This is a genomic window from Corynebacterium sp. HMSC05D03 (assembly GCF_001807205.1).
Taxonomy (GTDB): domain Bacteria; phylum Actinomycetota; class Actinomycetes; order Mycobacteriales; family Mycobacteriaceae; genus Corynebacterium; species Corynebacterium aurimucosum.
This window is the reverse complement of sequence record NZ_KV788168.1, coordinates 65,996-81,427: the sequence shown is the minus strand read 5'-3', so window position 1 is coordinate 81,427 and position 15,432 is coordinate 65,996. Positions and strand designations below refer to the sequence as shown.

At 60.1% G+C, this 15,432-nt stretch carries 13 protein-coding genes and 1 tRNA gene; 12 read left to right on the top strand and 2 right to left on the bottom strand.

All coding sequences use genetic code 11. The features are described 5' to 3' along the window. Nucleotides 1-150: 150 nt before the first annotated feature. The 6 genes from HMPREF3147_RS02715 to HMPREF3147_RS02690 all read left to right on the top strand — a co-directional run bounded on the left by HMPREF3147_RS02715 (nt 151) and on the right by HMPREF3147_RS02690 (nt 7,612). On the top strand, nt 151-2,691 hold the full coding sequence (locus HMPREF3147_RS02715; protein ID WP_070444303.1) for a YhgE/Pip domain-containing protein: 2,541 nt from the start codon (nt 151-153) through the stop codon (nt 2,689-2,691). Then, nucleotides 2,691-4,739 (top strand): YhgE/Pip domain-containing protein, encoded by a 2,049-nt coding sequence (locus HMPREF3147_RS02710; RefSeq protein WP_070444301.1) that lies wholly within the window; start codon nt 2,691-2,693, stop codon nt 4,737-4,739. The genes HMPREF3147_RS02715 and HMPREF3147_RS02710 overlap by 1 nt, the downstream gene beginning before the upstream one ends. Before the next feature lie 104 nt (nt 4,740-4,843). Then, entirely contained in the window at nt 4,844-6,208 is a 1,365-nt protein-coding gene (locus HMPREF3147_RS02705) for a TrkH family potassium uptake protein (RefSeq protein WP_070444299.1), read from the top strand. A 1-nt stretch (nt 6,209) separates the two neighbouring features. After that, nucleotides 6,210-6,893 carry a potassium channel family protein gene (locus tag HMPREF3147_RS02700; protein WP_070444297.1) on the top strand — a complete coding sequence of 228 codons (684 nt, stop codon included), beginning with the start codon at nt 6,210-6,212 and terminating at the stop codon, nt 6,891-6,893. Nucleotides 6,894-6,953: 60 nt separating this feature from the next. Beyond that, nucleotides 6,954-7,316, top strand: a complete 363-nt coding sequence (locus tag HMPREF3147_RS02695) for a YidH family protein (protein WP_046648866.1) — start codon at nt 6,954-6,956, stop codon at nt 7,314-7,316. After that, nucleotides 7,313-7,612, top strand: a complete 300-nt coding sequence (locus tag HMPREF3147_RS02690; RefSeq protein ID WP_070444295.1) for a DUF202 domain-containing protein — start codon at nt 7,313-7,315, stop codon at nt 7,610-7,612. The genes HMPREF3147_RS02695 and HMPREF3147_RS02690 overlap by 4 nt, the downstream gene beginning before the upstream one ends. A 126-nt stretch (nt 7,613-7,738) precedes the next feature. Here the strand turns inward: HMPREF3147_RS02690 and HMPREF3147_RS02685 are convergent, their stop codons facing one another. Continuing rightward, nucleotides 7,739-8,608 (bottom strand): DUF559 domain-containing protein, encoded by an 870-nt coding sequence (locus HMPREF3147_RS02685; RefSeq protein ID WP_246815707.1) that lies wholly within the window; start codon nt 8,606-8,608, stop codon nt 7,739-7,741. Between the two features lie 430 nt (nt 8,609-9,038). On the opposite strand from HMPREF3147_RS02685, the gene HMPREF3147_RS02680 reads away from it, so the two are divergent. The 6 genes from HMPREF3147_RS02680 to HMPREF3147_RS02655 all read left to right on the top strand — a co-directional run bounded on the left by HMPREF3147_RS02680 (nt 9,039) and on the right by HMPREF3147_RS02655 (nt 13,904). After that, the gene (locus tag HMPREF3147_RS02680) at nt 9,039-10,613 is read left to right on the top strand and encodes an SLC13 family permease (RefSeq protein ID WP_070444291.1); all 1,575 of its coding nucleotides are present in this window, start codon (nt 9,039-9,041) and stop codon (nt 10,611-10,613) included. 225 nt (nt 10,614-10,838) lie between these two features. Beyond that, a tRNA-Arg gene (locus HMPREF3147_RS02675) sits at nt 10,839-10,914 on the top strand. Between the two features lie 170 nt (nt 10,915-11,084). Then, nucleotides 11,085-11,564: a hypothetical protein gene (locus tag HMPREF3147_RS02670; RefSeq protein ID WP_246815706.1), complete on the top strand. Its 480-nt coding sequence runs from the start codon at nt 11,085-11,087 to the stop codon at nt 11,562-11,564. Nucleotides 11,565-11,680: 116 nt separating this feature from the next. Next, entirely contained in the window at nt 11,681-12,586 is a 906-nt protein-coding gene (locus HMPREF3147_RS02665) for a DUF418 domain-containing protein (protein WP_070444287.1), read from the top strand. Continuing rightward, a complete protein-coding gene (locus HMPREF3147_RS02660) occupies nt 12,586-13,704 on the top strand; it encodes a trypsin-like serine protease (protein WP_070444285.1) in 1,119 nt (372 codons plus the stop codon). The genes HMPREF3147_RS02665 and HMPREF3147_RS02660 overlap by 1 nt, the downstream gene beginning before the upstream one ends. An 11-nt stretch (nt 13,705-13,715) precedes the next feature. After that, complete coding sequence (locus tag HMPREF3147_RS02655; protein ID WP_070444283.1) at nt 13,716-13,904, top strand: hypothetical protein; 189 nt, start codon at nt 13,716-13,718, stop codon at nt 13,902-13,904. A gap of 466 nt (nt 13,905-14,370) precedes the next feature. Here HMPREF3147_RS02655 and HMPREF3147_RS02650 read toward each other — a convergent pair whose 3' ends face one another. Beyond that, entirely contained in the window at nt 14,371-15,399 is a 1,029-nt protein-coding gene (locus HMPREF3147_RS02650) for a prephenate dehydrogenase (protein WP_070444281.1), read from the bottom strand. Between the last annotated feature and the right edge of the window lie 33 nt (nt 15,400-15,432).

Sequence of the window (15,432 nt, the reverse complement as noted above, 5' to 3'; positions counted from 1 at the left end):
AAAAATTTGTTTATCAATACAAGTTGGCGGGGTGTGGGCAAGGGTTTTGTTTTAGCAAACCATATCAACCTTTAATTGTTAATCATGGAAATTACGTTATGGGTTTCGGCAGGTTAGAGACTCGAAGCTTCAACGGGTACACTGCCTTCAGTGCGCCAAAGTTGGAAGATTTTTATCAGAGATGTAGCCAGGCTTGGCCGCGTCCCCAGGGCGTGGATCATCCTCATCGGACTCATCATCACCCCCGCGTTGTATTCATGGGTGAACATCGCGGCTTTTCGTGACCCTTATGGCCATACCAACAACATTAAGGTGGCCGTGGTCAACGAGGACAAGGGTGCTAACAATGAGCTCACTGGGGACATTGATGTCGGCAGCGAGGTCATTGAGAAACTGAAAAAGAATGACCAGATAGGCTGGCAATTCCTTGAGCGCGACGAAGCCGAGAAAGCCCTTTTAGAGGGAGACGTGTATGCCTCGGTGACGATTCCGGAGGACTTCAGTGAGAACCTCGTGAGCATGCTCGACGGGAAGTTCACGCAGCCGCAGCTGGTCTACCGCGTCAACGAGAAGAACAACGCCATCGCCGTCAAGATCACGGATACCGGTGCCAATGGTCTGGACAAGCAGATCACGGCGGCCTTTAAGGAGCAGGTGGCCACCGTCGCTGCGGAGAACGTCAAGGACACCGGTACCGACTTTGAGCGAAAAGTCACGCGCGCGATGAACAACACCAGCTCCTCTTTTGGGGAGACCGCGCAGGAGATTGACGGCAACCGCGAGAACCTCGCGCGGATCCAGGGAAAGCTTGACGCCGCTGCTGACTCCACGTTGGGAGCTAAGTCTACGGTGGCCAATGTGAGTGCTGCGCTGGGCGACGCCCAAACCGCCCTCGCCGAGGTCTCCTCCCTGGTCGAGCAGGCCCAAGGTGGTATTGGGGACTTCACCGACCAGACCACCGGCGCCTTCGTCAACGGTGCGACTGCGGTGGCGGACGGCACCGCCCAGGCGCAGGAATCCATCGCTGATGTCACCGCTGGCCTGAACCAGGCCGGTGACCGCTTCGATTACGCCACGCAGCGGGCTAATACCGCCATTGATGCGAGCGCAGAATCGATTGCGCAGCTTAAAGCCCTGCGCGATTCCGCAACGCTGTCACCACAGGTGGCTAAGGAAATTGATGACGCCATCCAGCGCCTTGATGAGGGTAATGAATCCAACCGCCAGTTGGTGGGAAACCTCAGTGCGCTGAGCAAGGATACGCAGGCCGCGGCGGATAATGTGCAGGCTAGCGCGGAGGCCATTAATCAGGCGGCGGCCGATACCAAGGCCACCTCGCAGACGCTGCGCGATACCGTGACGTCCGCCGTGCCCGAAATCAACCGTGCCATGAGCAACCTGAGCTCCATGGCGAGCGCTTTGAGCTCCACCCTGGAAGCCCAGAAGGGCACCATGCAGGAGGCAGACGGTCTCCTAGATGGTGTGGCCCAGCAGCTGCGTGCCACGAAGGACACCTTGTCCGATTTCGATGCCAACCTCCTTGCCCTGCAGGACAGTTTGCGCGCGATGCAGGGTGATGTGGGCTCGCTGCGAGCCGCAATGAACTCCAAGGTCGTTCAAGATGTCACCGGGCTGGATGCGGAAGAAATCGGTAGGTTCTTTGCCGAACCCATCGAGCTGAAGACCGAAACCGTGTACCCGGTGGACAGCTACGGCTCCGCCATGGCGGCGCTGTTTACCAACCTCTCCCTGTGGATTGGTGCCTTCGTCCTCATGGTGATCTTCCGGGTCGAGGTGGATAAGGAAGGCTTCGACCGCGTCACAGTGGGCCAGGCCTACTTGGGCCGCTTCCTCCTCATGGCCTTGATGGTCATCGTCCAGGCCATCACGGTGACCGTCGGTGACCTGCTCATTGGCGTGCAGACCGTGAATGCGCCGGCTTTCGTCCTGACAGGCATACTCGTGGGACTGGCCTACTTGAGCATTATTTACGCACTGTCCTCATCCCTGGGACACCTGGGGCGTGGCCTCTGCGTGGTCTTTGTCATTATCCAGATTCCGGGTGCTTCGGGCCTGTACCCGATTGAGCTTTTGCCCAACTTCTTCCACACCATCTACCCACTACTGCCATTCACGTACGGCATCGATGCCATGCGCGAAACCATCGGTGGGTTCTACGGCAACCACTATTTCAAGAACATGGCCGTGCTCGCCTTCATGTTCATTCTGTTCTTCGTCTTCGGCCTGCTGCTGCGTAAGGCGTTGGCGCACTTCAATGTCATCTTCAACCGCGAGCTGCGGGACACTGAGCTCTTTGACTATGAAAACGTGCAGGTTGTGGGCTCCGGCTACCGCATCGCGGACGTCATCCAGGCGCTGGATAGCCGCAGTGGCCTGAAGAAGGATCTGGACCGCCGCGCGCACAACTGGGGCTATTGGCTCAAGCTGGTGGGCATCGCCGGTGTTATCGGAGTGGTGATCCTCATCGTCGTCTCGGGTCTCTTGCCCGACCAGAAGCCGCTGCTTCTGGCTATTTGGACGGCATGGTGCTTCCTCATCATTATCGCCGCGGTCACCCTGGAGTACCTGCGCATTAGCCTGAAGCAGTCCGCAGAGCTGGTGACGTTGGATGAGGATGACATCAAACATCCAGCGCGCATTGGCGCGGAGTCCACGGAGGGGGATAACTAATGCGTGGAACACTCGATCTTTTTCTGAATGACATGCGCACCGCATGCCGCAACGTGATGAGCGCGGTGATGCTCGTGGGCCTCGTCGTTATCCCGATGCTGTTCACCTGGTTTAACGTTCTGGCCAGCTGGAATCCCTTCGATAACACCAGCCAGCTCAAGGTGGCGGTGGCCAGCAAGGACACCGGCTACAAAAGCGATCTGTTGCCGGTGCCCATCAACGTCGGCGACCAGGTGCTCAATGAGCTACGTGCAAACGAGCAGCTGGATTGGGTTGTGACCACCTCCGATGAGGCGATAGAAGGTACCAAGTCCGGTGAGTATTACGCAGCCATCGTGCTTCCGGAAGATTTCAGTACCGACATGATGAACTTCTACACGGATGGTTCCCAGCCTGCGGATTTGTCCTTCTATATGAATGAAAAGAAGAATGCGCTGGCGCCGAAGATTACAGGTCAGGGTGCAGAGGGCGTGTCGGCGCAGGTGGCCGAGGCCTTCACCACGACGGTCGGCGATGTTTCCTTCGACCTGGTTACCTCACTCTCCGACTTCTTGAGCCAGGGCGATACCAAGGCCGTGTTGGACCGGATGCAGGCGCGCGCGGATGGTGTGCAGACCCAGCTGGATATGGCGGCACGTACCGCGCGTTCCTTGGCTGGACTTGTGGATACCGCGGTTCCGCTCATGGAAAGCGCCCAGCGCATTGCGGACTCGGCGGACCTGGAGCTGCCGGAGGTCCAGTCCTCCTCACTCAATGTTTCGACGGATGCGCTGCAACAATCCCTCGATGCCACCAGCGCCAGTTATGATGTGATGCGCCAACGCATTGATGCGCTTTTCGACGATGCCTCCGTCTCCCGCGCCGACCGCGTCGCCGCGCTCAACACCTTGGCCGGCCAGGTAGAAGGCACCATTGCGCAGTACCAGAACCTGCATGGCCACATTGAGGCCCTCCCGATTCCCGTAGGGGATAAGGAGAAAGCGCTCAGCCGGATCGAGGACGCTATCGACGCCGAGCGTGCCCTTCACGCGCGCCTTACGGCCGCCGCCAACGCACCCGAACCTACGAAGCCGGATCTCTCCAGCCTCGATGATGCCAAGAAGGCAGTGGAGGGAATCTCCACCTCCGGTCTGCGTGAATCCTTGCGCGCGCTGCAGGATTCCCTGGGCCAGGTAAGCGCGGATCTGGATACCGCGAAGACTCCCGTCACCATTGATTCCTCTTCCTTGACGGATGCCCGGGATGCGGTACAGAAGCTGGCCTCTGGCTTGCAGGACAAGGCCAATAAGTTTGGTGATCTAAAGAAGGACATCGATTCCGCTGCGGAATCCGGGGATCTGAAGAAACTCGCGGACCTTATTGGTTCAGATCCGGACGCCTTGGCGCGTGCGATTGCGGCCCCAGTGGACGTCGACAGGCAAGCGGTCTACCCGGTCAAGAGCTTCGGCGCCGGCATGACGCCCATGTACACCGCCCTGGCGCTGTGGGTGGGTGCGCTGCTGACCGCAGTGAGCGTGCGCACGGATGTTGTGGATAAGGACAAGTATTCGCCGATGCAGCGCTTCTTCGGGCGCTTCGGTATTTTCGCGGCGGTCGGCCTCGTGCAGTCGACGATGCTCATCCTGGGCCTCATCTTCTTCGTAGGCATCGAGCCCGCGCACCCGATCCTCATGCTGCTGGCAGGCTGGGTAAGCTCGCTCATCTTTATGCTGATTTGCTACACCTTTGTGGTGTCGTTTGCCAACGCGGGCAAGGCGCTAGCGGTGCTCATGCTGGTCATCCAGGTCTCTTCTTCGGGCGGTGCTTACCCATTGCCGGTGCTTCCGGAGTGGTTCCAGAACATTAGCCCCTGGTTGCCAGCGACCTACACCATCCGCGCCTTCCGCGCGGCCATCGCCGGAACCTACCACGGTGACTTCTGGCTGTCGCTGCTTGCCCTCTTGCTCTTTGCCGTACCGATGCTCGTGTTGGGCGTGGTCTTCCACAAGCCGCTGGAGAAGTTCACCAATGGCTGGGTGGAGACCTTGGAGAAGACCAAGCTGATGTAGTGCTTACCGCACGGTGCAGCCGATGCTATTTACATAAAACTCTGGAGATACTCACAGGTTAGTGGGGTCCCGTGAAACGGCACCCAGCGGTAAGCTGAAGCGCTGTGAAACGCGGTCATTTCCTGGGCCCAGCTCGGCTCACCGCCGCGGGCTTTATTCTGCTTATCCTCGTGGGAACGGTGCTTCTTATGCTGCCGATTTCCGCCAACGTTCCACAGTGGACTCCGTTCTTGCCGGCACTTTTTACGGCTACCTCGGCAGTCTCTTTGACGGGTCTCGTGGTGGAGGACACCGGAACTTACTGGACGCCCTTCGGCCAAGTGGTCATTATTACGCTCATCCAGCTGGGCGGCCTCGGCATCATGAGTTTGGCGTCGTTATCGGGCATGCTTCTGACCGGACGCATCAGCTTCAAAGCTCGCAGAACTAGTGCTGCGGAGGGCCGCGCCGTGGTCTCTGGCGGAATTCGCCGCGCCTTGCTGCTTACCTTGGTGATGACTCTGATCTGCGAGGCCATCGTTGCCGTATTTATCGGCGTGCGTTTAGCCACCGAACACGGAGTAGCACCAGGACGCGCGGTGTGGGAAGGCATCTTCCACGCTATTTCGGCCTTCAACAACGCCGGGTTCAGTACCTATTCCGATAGCGTCGTTTCCTTTGCCGCCGATGCTTGGATCCTGTTGCCCCTCGCCTGCGCCCTGATTACGGGTGGCTTGGGCTATCCCATGCTGGCGGAGTTCGTGCGACGGGCCCGCGCACGGCTAACACGCTGGCGTGGTGGCACGCCACGCATTCACCGCATGTCCATGACCGCCCGGATGACGCTGGGTGCCACAGCGTTTTTGTTGCTTAGCGGCACCGTTGTTTTCTTCCTCGCAGAAAACTCTGGGGTACTACACGGGATGCCGCTGGGACAGAAGCTCACTAACGCTTTTTTCATGAGTGCGTCGCCCCGCACGGCCGGTTTCAACGCCATTGACTACGGGGAAGCGCATCCGTTGACGCTGATGGTCACGGATATCCTGATGTTCATCGGCGGCGGCTCCGCCGGTACGGCGGGTGGCATCAAGGTGACGACCGCATGCGTTCTGGGCGCGGCGATGATCTCTGAATTCTTGGGCCGGGAAGACACCTCCATCGGGCACCGTCGCCTGCCGCTGTCCACCTTCCGCCAGGCCCTCGCGCTGACCGCCGCCGGAATGATCGTTGTTGCTGTAGGCGTGGCAACGCTGCGCATCTGGGACCCCGAGTTCACCGCGGACCAGGTCACTTTCGAAGTCATGTCCGCCTTCGCCACCGTGGGTTTGTCCACGGGTATTACCGCAAGTTTGTCCGCACCATCACAGCTCATGCTGTGTCTCATCATGTACGTTGGCCGCGTAGGCCCCACCACCTTCGTGGCGGCACTGGCCGCCCGGACTATTAGCCTGCGCTACCGCTACCCAGAAGAAAGGCCGTTCATTGGCTAACATGTTCAGCGCCCTGCGGCGTGAGAAGTCTTCCATCAATATTCCGCCGGTCGTCGTCATTGGCATGGGGCGGTTCGGTTCTTCCCTGGCCCGTGAATTGATGGAGCATGGCGTGGAGGTTCTTGGCATCGATGCCGAGGAGAAGCACGTGCGCGAGCACGCCGCGTACCTCACCGAGGCCGTGACCGCGGATACGACCGACGCCGAGGCCCTCCGCCAGCTGGGCGTTGATGAAGTGGAACGCGTGGTCGTGGCCATCGGCTCCGATTTGGAAGATTCCATCCTCACCGCCTCGAACTTGGTGGAACTGGGGGTAGGCGATATCTGGGCCAAGGCAGATTCGGATGCGCACGCCCGTATCCTGCGCCAATTGGGAGTGCACCACGTGATCCGCCCAGAGCGCGATACGGGCCGCCGCGTGGCGCACCTGTTGGGCGGGCGCTTCGAGGACTTTGCGGAGATCGCCACCGACTATGGTGTGACGGCGATGACCCCGCCGGCGTCGATAAGCAAGCGTCCGCTCAACCTGCACCAGGTGTGGGAAGAGCACAACGTTCAGCTCATCTCACGCTGTGAGGGGCCTGGCCAGTGGCGCCCGCTTGTCGACGGCACCGAGCTCACCCACCGCGACCTCATCGTCGTCGCCGGTAGCCCAGCGGATCTTGAGGCCTTCTCGCAGTCCTAAGCGCGGTGCTTGGGGTGCCTCGCACTGTGGAGCGAGGAGCGGGGCGCTACAGTGGCGCGTATGACGAAGGCACGTTTTCCGGGCTCGGTGTATGGAACAGGGGAGGAACCCGACCCGCGCTTCAGCATGGCTAATGAGCGCACCTTTTTGGCGTGGATCCGCACGTCCTTAGCCTTTATCGCCGGTGGTGTGGCTCTGGAGACCTTCGAGCTGCCGCTGAACACCACGCTGACTCGCGTCGTTTCCGTCATCATGCTGATCGTGGCCATCATCCTGCCGGCGGTGGCATGGTTTCACTGGGGTGCTTCGGAACGAGCGATGCGCCATGGGCGTCCGCTCCCGGCTAGCCCAGCGTTGGCGTTGATTGTTGGTGTGGTGATCATCATCGGCCTGATGATTCTGGTGGGCGAGCTGCTAGCGTGAGCGAGCTTTTTGATCCCGGCCTCCAACCCGAGCGCACCCGCTTAGCCTGGCAGCGCACGGGTCTAGCCGGCCTCATCGCGGGTTTGCTGGTCGTTCGTTCCGTTGCGCCATGGGCCGCCCTGATTGTAGGGGTAGTGGTGGCCGTGGTGCTGTGGTTGGCCACCGCCAAGCTCCGCCATGTTGACGAGATCCTGGCTCGGGCCCAATCGCCCGCCCTGCCCGGTGCCCCGGCTCTTGCCGCCGTGACACTTGGAACGATGATTCTCGGGGCAGTTGCCTTTTTTGCGCTGTGGTAGCTCGGTTTGGACTTCCACAACCGCAAACCCCCAGACCTCGAACCCGCAACCTGCAGGTGGGCGTCGCCAAGCGCTTGCCGACGCCCCACCGCCGACCAGGGAGTTGCGGGATCGAGGTCTGGGGATCTAGCGGAAGTTTCGCGGGCCTGCGGCTAAGTGCCGCGCGATGGTGGCGATAAAGTCTTTTGGAGCTTCGCGCAATTCTTGGGGTGAGAAGCGTAAGACGACAAAGCCTTGGTTGAGGAGTGCCTTTTGGCGTTGGTGTTCGGCTCGAATTACCTCTTCCAGCTCGTTCTCGTATTTCACATTGCCGTCGATTTCAATGAGCAGCCAGCCATTAATCGCGAGGTCGGCGTAGTACTGATTGACCCGGTATTGGGCGCGCAGGCTGCGAACCGCGGGAAGGCCCGCGTCAAGAATAAGCGCCCGCGCATAAGACTCCCAGGGAGATTCGGAGCTGTTGACGCTGTGCTCCACGGCCCGCCGGGCATCCGCGACTCCTTTCACGCGACCCATGTTGCCAAGAACCCAGTTGAGGGTGTCCTTTGATACCCGGCGTGACCGTACGTAGTCTGCGGCGACGAGACCTTCGACGAAGCCATCGAAACGCGCGATGTCGATCGCTGTGCGTGCCAGGGACGTAACCCGGATCCCGTGGACTTCTGTGACTTGATTGTTGAGCTTTGTCTGCTTGTAACGGAAGTATTGGCGCTTGGACCTTTGGGGAACGGAGTTGGAGGGGACTGTCGCGAAATACTCGCTCGGCGTTGTGAGCGTAGGGATGCCATGGATGCGAGCAGCCGCTTTGCCCAGGAGAGTTGCCCGCGGTGCGGCACGCGCATGGGCATAAACCTCTGCGGTTTCTCGCTCCCAGGGTTTCAAGTGCAGCCATCGGTGCAGGGGAATGACATAGCGCCACGCGAGCTTATGGAATTTCCTTGCGTGAATTTTTCCCCATCGGGGGTCGTCGTTGGTGAGCGTGCGCAGATCGACCATGTGGGTGTCTATGTAGTGAAAGATGCCTAGGTTGTTCATGGCTTACTTTTAGCGCATTCGAGCAGCTCGCGCGCGCTGAGCAGCATTCAGGGCCAAACCCCCAGACCTCGATCCCGCAACCCCCTGGTGGGTGGTTGGGCGTCGGCAAGCGCTTGGCGACGCCCACCTGCAGGTTGCGGGATCGAGGTCTGGGGATCTGGGGGAGGGGAATTGGCTGCGGACTGCCCACACATTGGTGAGCATTCTTTGCAGCTAGTCTGCGAAAGATTTTGCTAACAGGGGTGAATCTGTGGCCTTAGTGGGGGTAATGGGGCGAAAGTGTTTGTTGGCTGTCTGTGGTCTCGATAGCCTGAACGTGTAGGCCCATTCAGTGATCTTAATAACTCTCTCAACTGAATGGGGGCTGGTTAACCAGGAAAAGGAGGGGCACATGACTACCCCACAAACGCACGTCTCAACCGCACACACGGAGGGTGAAGACGACCGCGGCGTCGATACACGCGAATGGCGGCGCATGGCCATTGGCCTTATCGTCGGACTCGTCCTCGCCGCACTTGTGTGGTTTCTCTTCCCTAGTAACGCCGTCGACACGGTGTTGCAATCACCCGGCGCCAAGGATGATGTTGAATACACCCAGAGTGCGCTGCGTGCCGTGGCGGCCGTGACCATTCTCATGGGCGTGTGGTGGATGACGGAGGCCATCCCGCTGGCCGCTACCGCGCTCTTGCCCTTGGTCATCTTCCCGCTGGCGGGCGTAGGGGCCATCAAGGAAGTCGGCGCGCCGTATGCGTCCGCGACCATCTTCCTGTTCATGGGTGGCTTCCTCATCGCACTGTCCCTGCAGCGTTGGAACCTTCACCGCCGCCTCGCGCTGTATGTGGTGAAGTTGATCGGTACCTCGCCGAAGCGCCTGATTTTGGGCTTCATGCTCGCTACTGGCTTTTTGTCGATGTGGGTGTCTAACACCGCAACCGCTGTGGTCATGCTGCCGATTGGTACCTCGGTGCTGGCGCTGACCGCGGAGACCGTCGGCGGCTGGGATAAGCAGAAGAAGTTCGCCACCGCTCTCATGCTGGGTATCGCATACTCTGCATCTATCGGTTCGCTGGGAACCCTTATTGGTACTCCGCCGAATGCCTTCCTCAATGCTTACATGGCGGACACCTGGGACGTGACCCTGGGCTTTGGTCGCTGGATGGCCGTTGGTGTGCCGCTGGCTGCAATCTTCTTGATCATCGCATGGCTTTTGCTCATCACCGTCTTCAAGCCGGAGATGACCGAAATTCCGGGCGGTCGCGAGCTTATCGACGATGAAATTAAGGCCCTCGGCCCCTGGACCCGTCCCCAGATCATGACGGGCATTATCTTCTTGTTCGCTGCGGCGGCGTGGGTGACCCTGCCGCTCGTGCTCAAGGAATTCGAGAACTACGACGATGCCATCGTGGGCATCGCGGCCGGCATCCTGCTGTTCATCCTGCCTGCGGATAACCAGCGCCGCATTCGCCTTCTAGACTGGGAGACCGCCAACGAGATGCCGTGGGACGTGCTCCTTCTTTTCGGCGGTGGCCTGTCGCTGTCGGCCATGTTCAACAAGTCCGGTCTGTCCCTGTGGATTGGTGAGATGGCCAAGGGACTCAGTGTCCTACCAACTGTTCTCATCGTTGCCGCAGTGGCCGCTCTCGTGCTCTTCCTGACGGAGATCACCTCCAACACTGCGACCGCCGCGACCTTCATCCCGATCATGGGCGGTGTTGCCGTGGGTGTTGGCCTGACTGCGGAGGGTGACATCAACGTTCTGCTGCTCACCATCCCGGTGGCGCTGGCTGCGACCTGTGCGTTCATGCTCCCGGTTGCTACTCCGCCGAACGCCATCGCGTACGGCTCCGGCTACGTCAAGATTGGTGAGATGATCAAGGGTGGTCTGGGCCTCAACATCCTGGGCATCTTCCTCATCACCCTGACTGTCTATCTGTTGGCTGTGCCCATCTTCGGCCTGGCGGTCTAGTTTCTGGTAGTTCTGTCCCTGGCGCCGAAGCGATGACTCGGTGCCGGGGACAGAGTGCGTTTTAAGCTCAAGGCTCCTACCGGTTAGGTGAACAGTGGGTAAAGTGGAAGCTCGAAACTCAAGGTGAAAAATGGTCGTGAACTGCTGATTTGTTAGTTTTTCAGACCGTAGGTATAGTTATTCCTCGTTGCACGGCAGAGCACACGCACTGCTTACCAACGGACTGCGCCCGTAGCTCAACGGATAGAGCATCTGACTACGGATCAGAAGGTTGGGGGTTCGAATCCCTCCGGGCGCACCACCTAAACCCCCAGGTCAAACGGTATAAACGCCGGATAGCCTGGGGGGTTTATTTGCGTTTTGGTCGCCTAAAAGTAGGCCCGAGTAATCCCAGGTAAACCGAAGTGGGTGCAAACACGGTGCAAACAGATTGCAAACACCGGTCCTTCACCTGGGGCTATACTTTGGCCCATGATTCAAGCGATTCTCTCCGCTATCCTGCTTTTCATTTCCTCCCTCTTCTCTTTTGTTGGCTCCTCGGAACTGCCGGGGAGCTCGGACATAGCGGAAGCTGGATCCTCACAGCGCAACATTATTACTAGCACGCCCGCAGGCTTGGTCACCGCCAATGCGCAGCAGTTGGAGTTTGTGGTGAATGCCGAGTGGAAGTCCGCACAGCAGCCGGAGTCCTTCTACGTGGACTTTTGGGGCCAGTACTTGGAGTTCTCCTGCGATAATGCCGGTTTCCATTTTGAGAGTAACGAGGCTAGTGAGATAGATATGACGTGGGATTTGATGTCGGACAATATCTGCTTTGGCCCGCAATCGGACGGGGTTCTCATTGGCTTTCTTCAAAGACCAGTAACGGTGATGGTGGACCCCGATGCCTCCGCAACCCCTGAGCGCATTTACCTTGTGCGCGGTGAGAAATCCATCGCCCTTAGCCGCTGAGACGCATATCACGCAGAGCTGAGTGAAACGCAGAGCTGAAAACGAACACAAATTAGAAGACCGGCCAGAGCCACTGGGAGGTCTTTCAACGTTTTCAACTGCAAGGAGATGAATAGGTGTCAGCGCGCGCCCGAATAGTGGGCCTTGATATTGCTCGTTCCTTGGCCATCATCGGGATGATTATTCTGCACATGGCCAACCTGGTGTGGAGCACCAAAGTGGTGCTCTCTGGGTTGCCGGCGGCGGGCTTTGCCATCATTGCAGGTACCACGATGATGATTCTTGCCCGCGACTACTCGCTGCGGGTCTTCCTCAAGCTGGTCGCTCGCGGCCTGATAGTCATGCTCATCGGCGTGGCCTTGCTGCCCGTGGGCGGTGAGATTCAGGTCGTTCTCGTGGTGATGGGCGCGGCAATGGCTCTTACCGCTTGGGTCCCACCGCTGGCTACCGTGTGGAAGGTTCTGCTCTTCGCGCTGGCCACCGCGGGCGCCACGGTGCTCTACGCGCCGTACACCCTCCCGCAGGTCTACCCCCTCGTGGCTTTCCTGGCGTACATGGTGGCAGGCATGCTGCTTTACGACGTCTACCTCACCCGCCCCACCCGCACCCAGATCGTCACGACCGCGGTGGCTGCCGTTGTCACCGGTATTGGCCTGTGGCAGCGCTTCAACCCGGATATCCCCGGCTGGCTGCGCTTTACCGGGCATACGGGTGTGCTCGGTGAAATCCTTCTCTCCGTGGCAGTCACCGCGGTGGTGCTGCACCTGTGTTTGATCATCGGCCGTCAGCTACCACGCTTGGCTTTCCCCTTCGCAGCATTGGGCTCGATGTCGTTGACCATCTATATCCTGCACATTCTCACAGCTCGCTACTGGCAAGCACACGTCTCGCTGCACAACACCACGGCGGCACTGGGCTTTGTGCTCGCGTTCCTTCTGTTGAGCGCGCTGTGGAAGAAGTTCTGTGGAAAGGGTCCGGCCGAGAGGGTCGTGGCTTGGGCAATCAAGGAGGTGGCCGCGTAATGGCGGCACGAAAGATAACTGCTGTTCTGGCCAGCTCTGTGGTCGTGGGGCTGGGCGCTGCACCGGCCATGGCCTTGGAATTTGCACAGACCGCACCTCACTCGGAGGAAAGCGCTGCCGTAGCTGCGCTGCGTATGGGCAAGATTGGTAACTTCGGCGATTGCACCGGCACGCTGGTGGCTGAGCAGTGGGTGCTGACCGCCCGCCACTGCTTGGAGTCCGTCAACAACGAGGGCTCGCAGGCACGCTTTGGCCAGGGCAAGGACACCCGTGTCTATGACGTGGATTCATGGGCTGTTTCGCCGACTATCGACGCCGGCCTCATGCACCTGACCGAGCCCGTCAAGGGCGTTAAGCCCGCCAAGCTCGCGGATGCTGTCCCCACCGCCGGTGAGAAAGGCCACTTCTACGGCTGGAGCAGCAGCTCCCGCATGGCCCGCAAAGGCCAGCTGCCGATGGCTGAGATGGAAGTAGGCGAACTCCTGTCGGGTGGCACCCCACCGGCAAGCCCAGACGAGTCCGGTGAGAAGATGACACCGGTGGCGCCGGGCGATTCCGGCGCCGCGGCACCTGGCGACATGGCTGTGCCTGCCCCCGGCGGAATGGTCGCTCCCGCCCCCGACGCATCCGACGCGCCCCAGGTGATGGAAGGCGGCGACATGCCAGAGATCGCCGTTGGACCCGACGGCGCGGAAAGTATCCCGGCCGGTGAACTCGGGGGAGTAGGCCCGATGATTGCCGCTGCCATCATGGACGTGAAGTCCCTTAATGGTGAGGGCATGCAAGGCGGCGACTCAGGTGGTCCGTTCTTTGTCAACGGTCGCCTCGTCGGCGTGGCCACGGCTGGAACGTCGAACGCGGATCCGGATCTGCCTTCCCCGACCGCGGCGATTACGTCCGTGGTCGAAGTCCGCGATTGGATCGAAGACGTTACCAGCGGCCGCGATACCGACGGTGTCCTCAACGCCGACAATTCCCCGAAACCGCCGGCAACGATGCAGGTCAGCGCGCCCGTCGCGTGGCCAGCAGGCATTGCTGCGGTAGTTGGCCTCATTGCGATTGCCATCTTCTCGCGTTTGATTAGTCGCAAGTCTGGTGCTGGGAAGCGGACCAACTAGGCTGTTTCTCCATGAAGGAGAAACTCGTTCCGTGTCTGATTGCCGGTGCCATCCTCGGCGTGGTCTTGTGGTTGGCCTCCGGCATGCTGTGGTTGTTGCCGGTGGGCCTAGCGGCAGGCCTGGCCGGCTATCCGCTGCTCGGCATCACCCGCGATGAGTCCCAAGCTCGCAAACGTCGCGACGACACCTTCCGCGACTAAGCGTCCCACGCCGCCACCGCACTTCGCCGCCCGACGCCCCATGCCACCTCACTACGCCGCTTCACAGCCCGCCGCCACCGCGCACACTCCTCCACGGTCGGTCGCTAGATGGCACCCCACAAACCGTCGCCAAATGGCACCCCACAAAAGGCATCCGCTAGAAGGCATCTTTGGGGCTGAAAACGCCATCTGCACGCCCCAAAAGGCGTTTTCAGGCGAGAAAACGCCTTTTGACAGACGCCATCTGCAAGATGCCTTTTGCTATCTGCCCCATGCCCAGCAGCACGCAAAAGGCTTCACTCAGAAGTCTCCAGTCAAAAGGTTCCCTTGGGGGCAAGTAAACCATCTTTAACCCGGTAGAAGGTTCGTTTGGGGGCAAACAAACCTTGTGACGAGAACCATGTGTGGGAGCCCGTTGAAAACCGCCTGCCTAGGGTAAAGGTCAGGCCTAGAAGGCCACCGCCGGTTAGAAAATCTCGATGCGCCCGCCCAAAGACTCGGTCTGGCGCAGCTGCGCCACCCAGTTCGGCGCACCCGGATGCAGCCGCAAGACCGGGCGAGAAGAGATCTTTACCGGGGAGACCGATTCCTTCCGGGCACCGGATCGAGCTTCGATGCGGGTACGGGCGCGGAAGCCAGCGTCGGCAAGCGCGGCGATGGAAGGCTGCTCCGAGGCCAGCGAGTCGCGCGCATCCTGCAGCAACTCGAGGGCCTCGTCGAGGGCCTGGATCAGCGCCGTCGAGTTGGTCTCGCACATCTGGCGCACCAGGTCCGGGCGTGTTCCTGCCACGCGGGTTCCGTCCTTGAAGGAGCCAGCCGCCAGGGACTGTGCCAGAATGCCGCCATTATCGCCGACCACCGCGAGGGTCTCCGCCAGCACGTGTGGCAGGTGTGAAATGCGGGCGACCGCGGCATCGTGATTTGCCACGCGTACCGGAACCGCTTCCGCGTGAACCATCTGGGTCATGCGGACAACGTCGGCAAAGATGTTCTCCCACTCGGCGGGGATGCGCTCGCCGCGTGCGTCGCACTCGGCGGCGTAGTCGTAGGTGATAACCCAAGCAGCGCGGTTGAATAGCCCGGTGTGGGAGTTCTCCCAACCGGACTTGGAGGTGCCGGCCATGGGGTGGCCGCCCACGTAGCGTGACTCCATGTTGCGCTCCACGATGAGCTGGCGAACCTCGGCCTTGACCGAGACGACATCCGTCAGCCCGCAGCTCGGGGCGTGTTCCTGAATGGCGTCGAGGACCGAGGCAACCGCATCCATGGGCACCGCGATGACGATGAGCGCATTGTCCTCCTCGGCGCGGCGCAGGATAGCCGGCAGATCATCGGTGACGTCATAGCCCTGCTTAATGGCCGTTCGCGCACCAGAAGTCGAGTGGTTATAGCCGTACACGGAATGGCGTGCAGCAGCTAGGTCTCGCAGGAGGGAACCTCCAATGAGACCGAGGCCGATAATGCAGACGGGGCGTTGAACATCTTGAGAACTCACGGTGACAATTGTCGCACAATCCGACTAATCTGA

Coding starts and splice junctions, on each gene's coding strand:
- HMPREF3147_RS02710 (WP_070444301.1), top strand. CDS start 2,691: ATGCGTGGAACACTCGATCTTTTTCTGAATGACATGCGCACCGCATGC.
- HMPREF3147_RS02660 (WP_070444285.1), top strand. CDS start 12,586: ATGGCGGCACGAAAGATAACTGCTGTTCTGGCCAGCTCTGTGGTCGTG.
- HMPREF3147_RS02670 (WP_246815706.1), top strand. CDS start 11,085: ATGATTCAAGCGATTCTCTCCGCTATCCTGCTTTTCATTTCCTCCCTC.
- HMPREF3147_RS02695 (WP_046648866.1), top strand. CDS start 6,954: ATGACGAAGGCACGTTTTCCGGGCTCGGTGTATGGAACAGGGGAGGAA.
- HMPREF3147_RS02685 (WP_246815707.1), bottom strand. CDS start 8,608: ATGGTCGATCTGCGCACGCTCACCAACGACGACCCCCGATGGGGAAAA.
- HMPREF3147_RS02700 (WP_070444297.1), top strand. CDS start 6,210: ATGTTCAGCGCCCTGCGGCGTGAGAAGTCTTCCATCAATATTCCGCCG.
- HMPREF3147_RS02655 (WP_070444283.1), top strand. CDS start 13,716: ATGAAGGAGAAACTCGTTCCGTGTCTGATTGCCGGTGCCATCCTCGGC.
- HMPREF3147_RS02680 (WP_070444291.1), top strand. CDS start 9,039: ATGACTACCCCACAAACGCACGTCTCAACCGCACACACGGAGGGTGAA.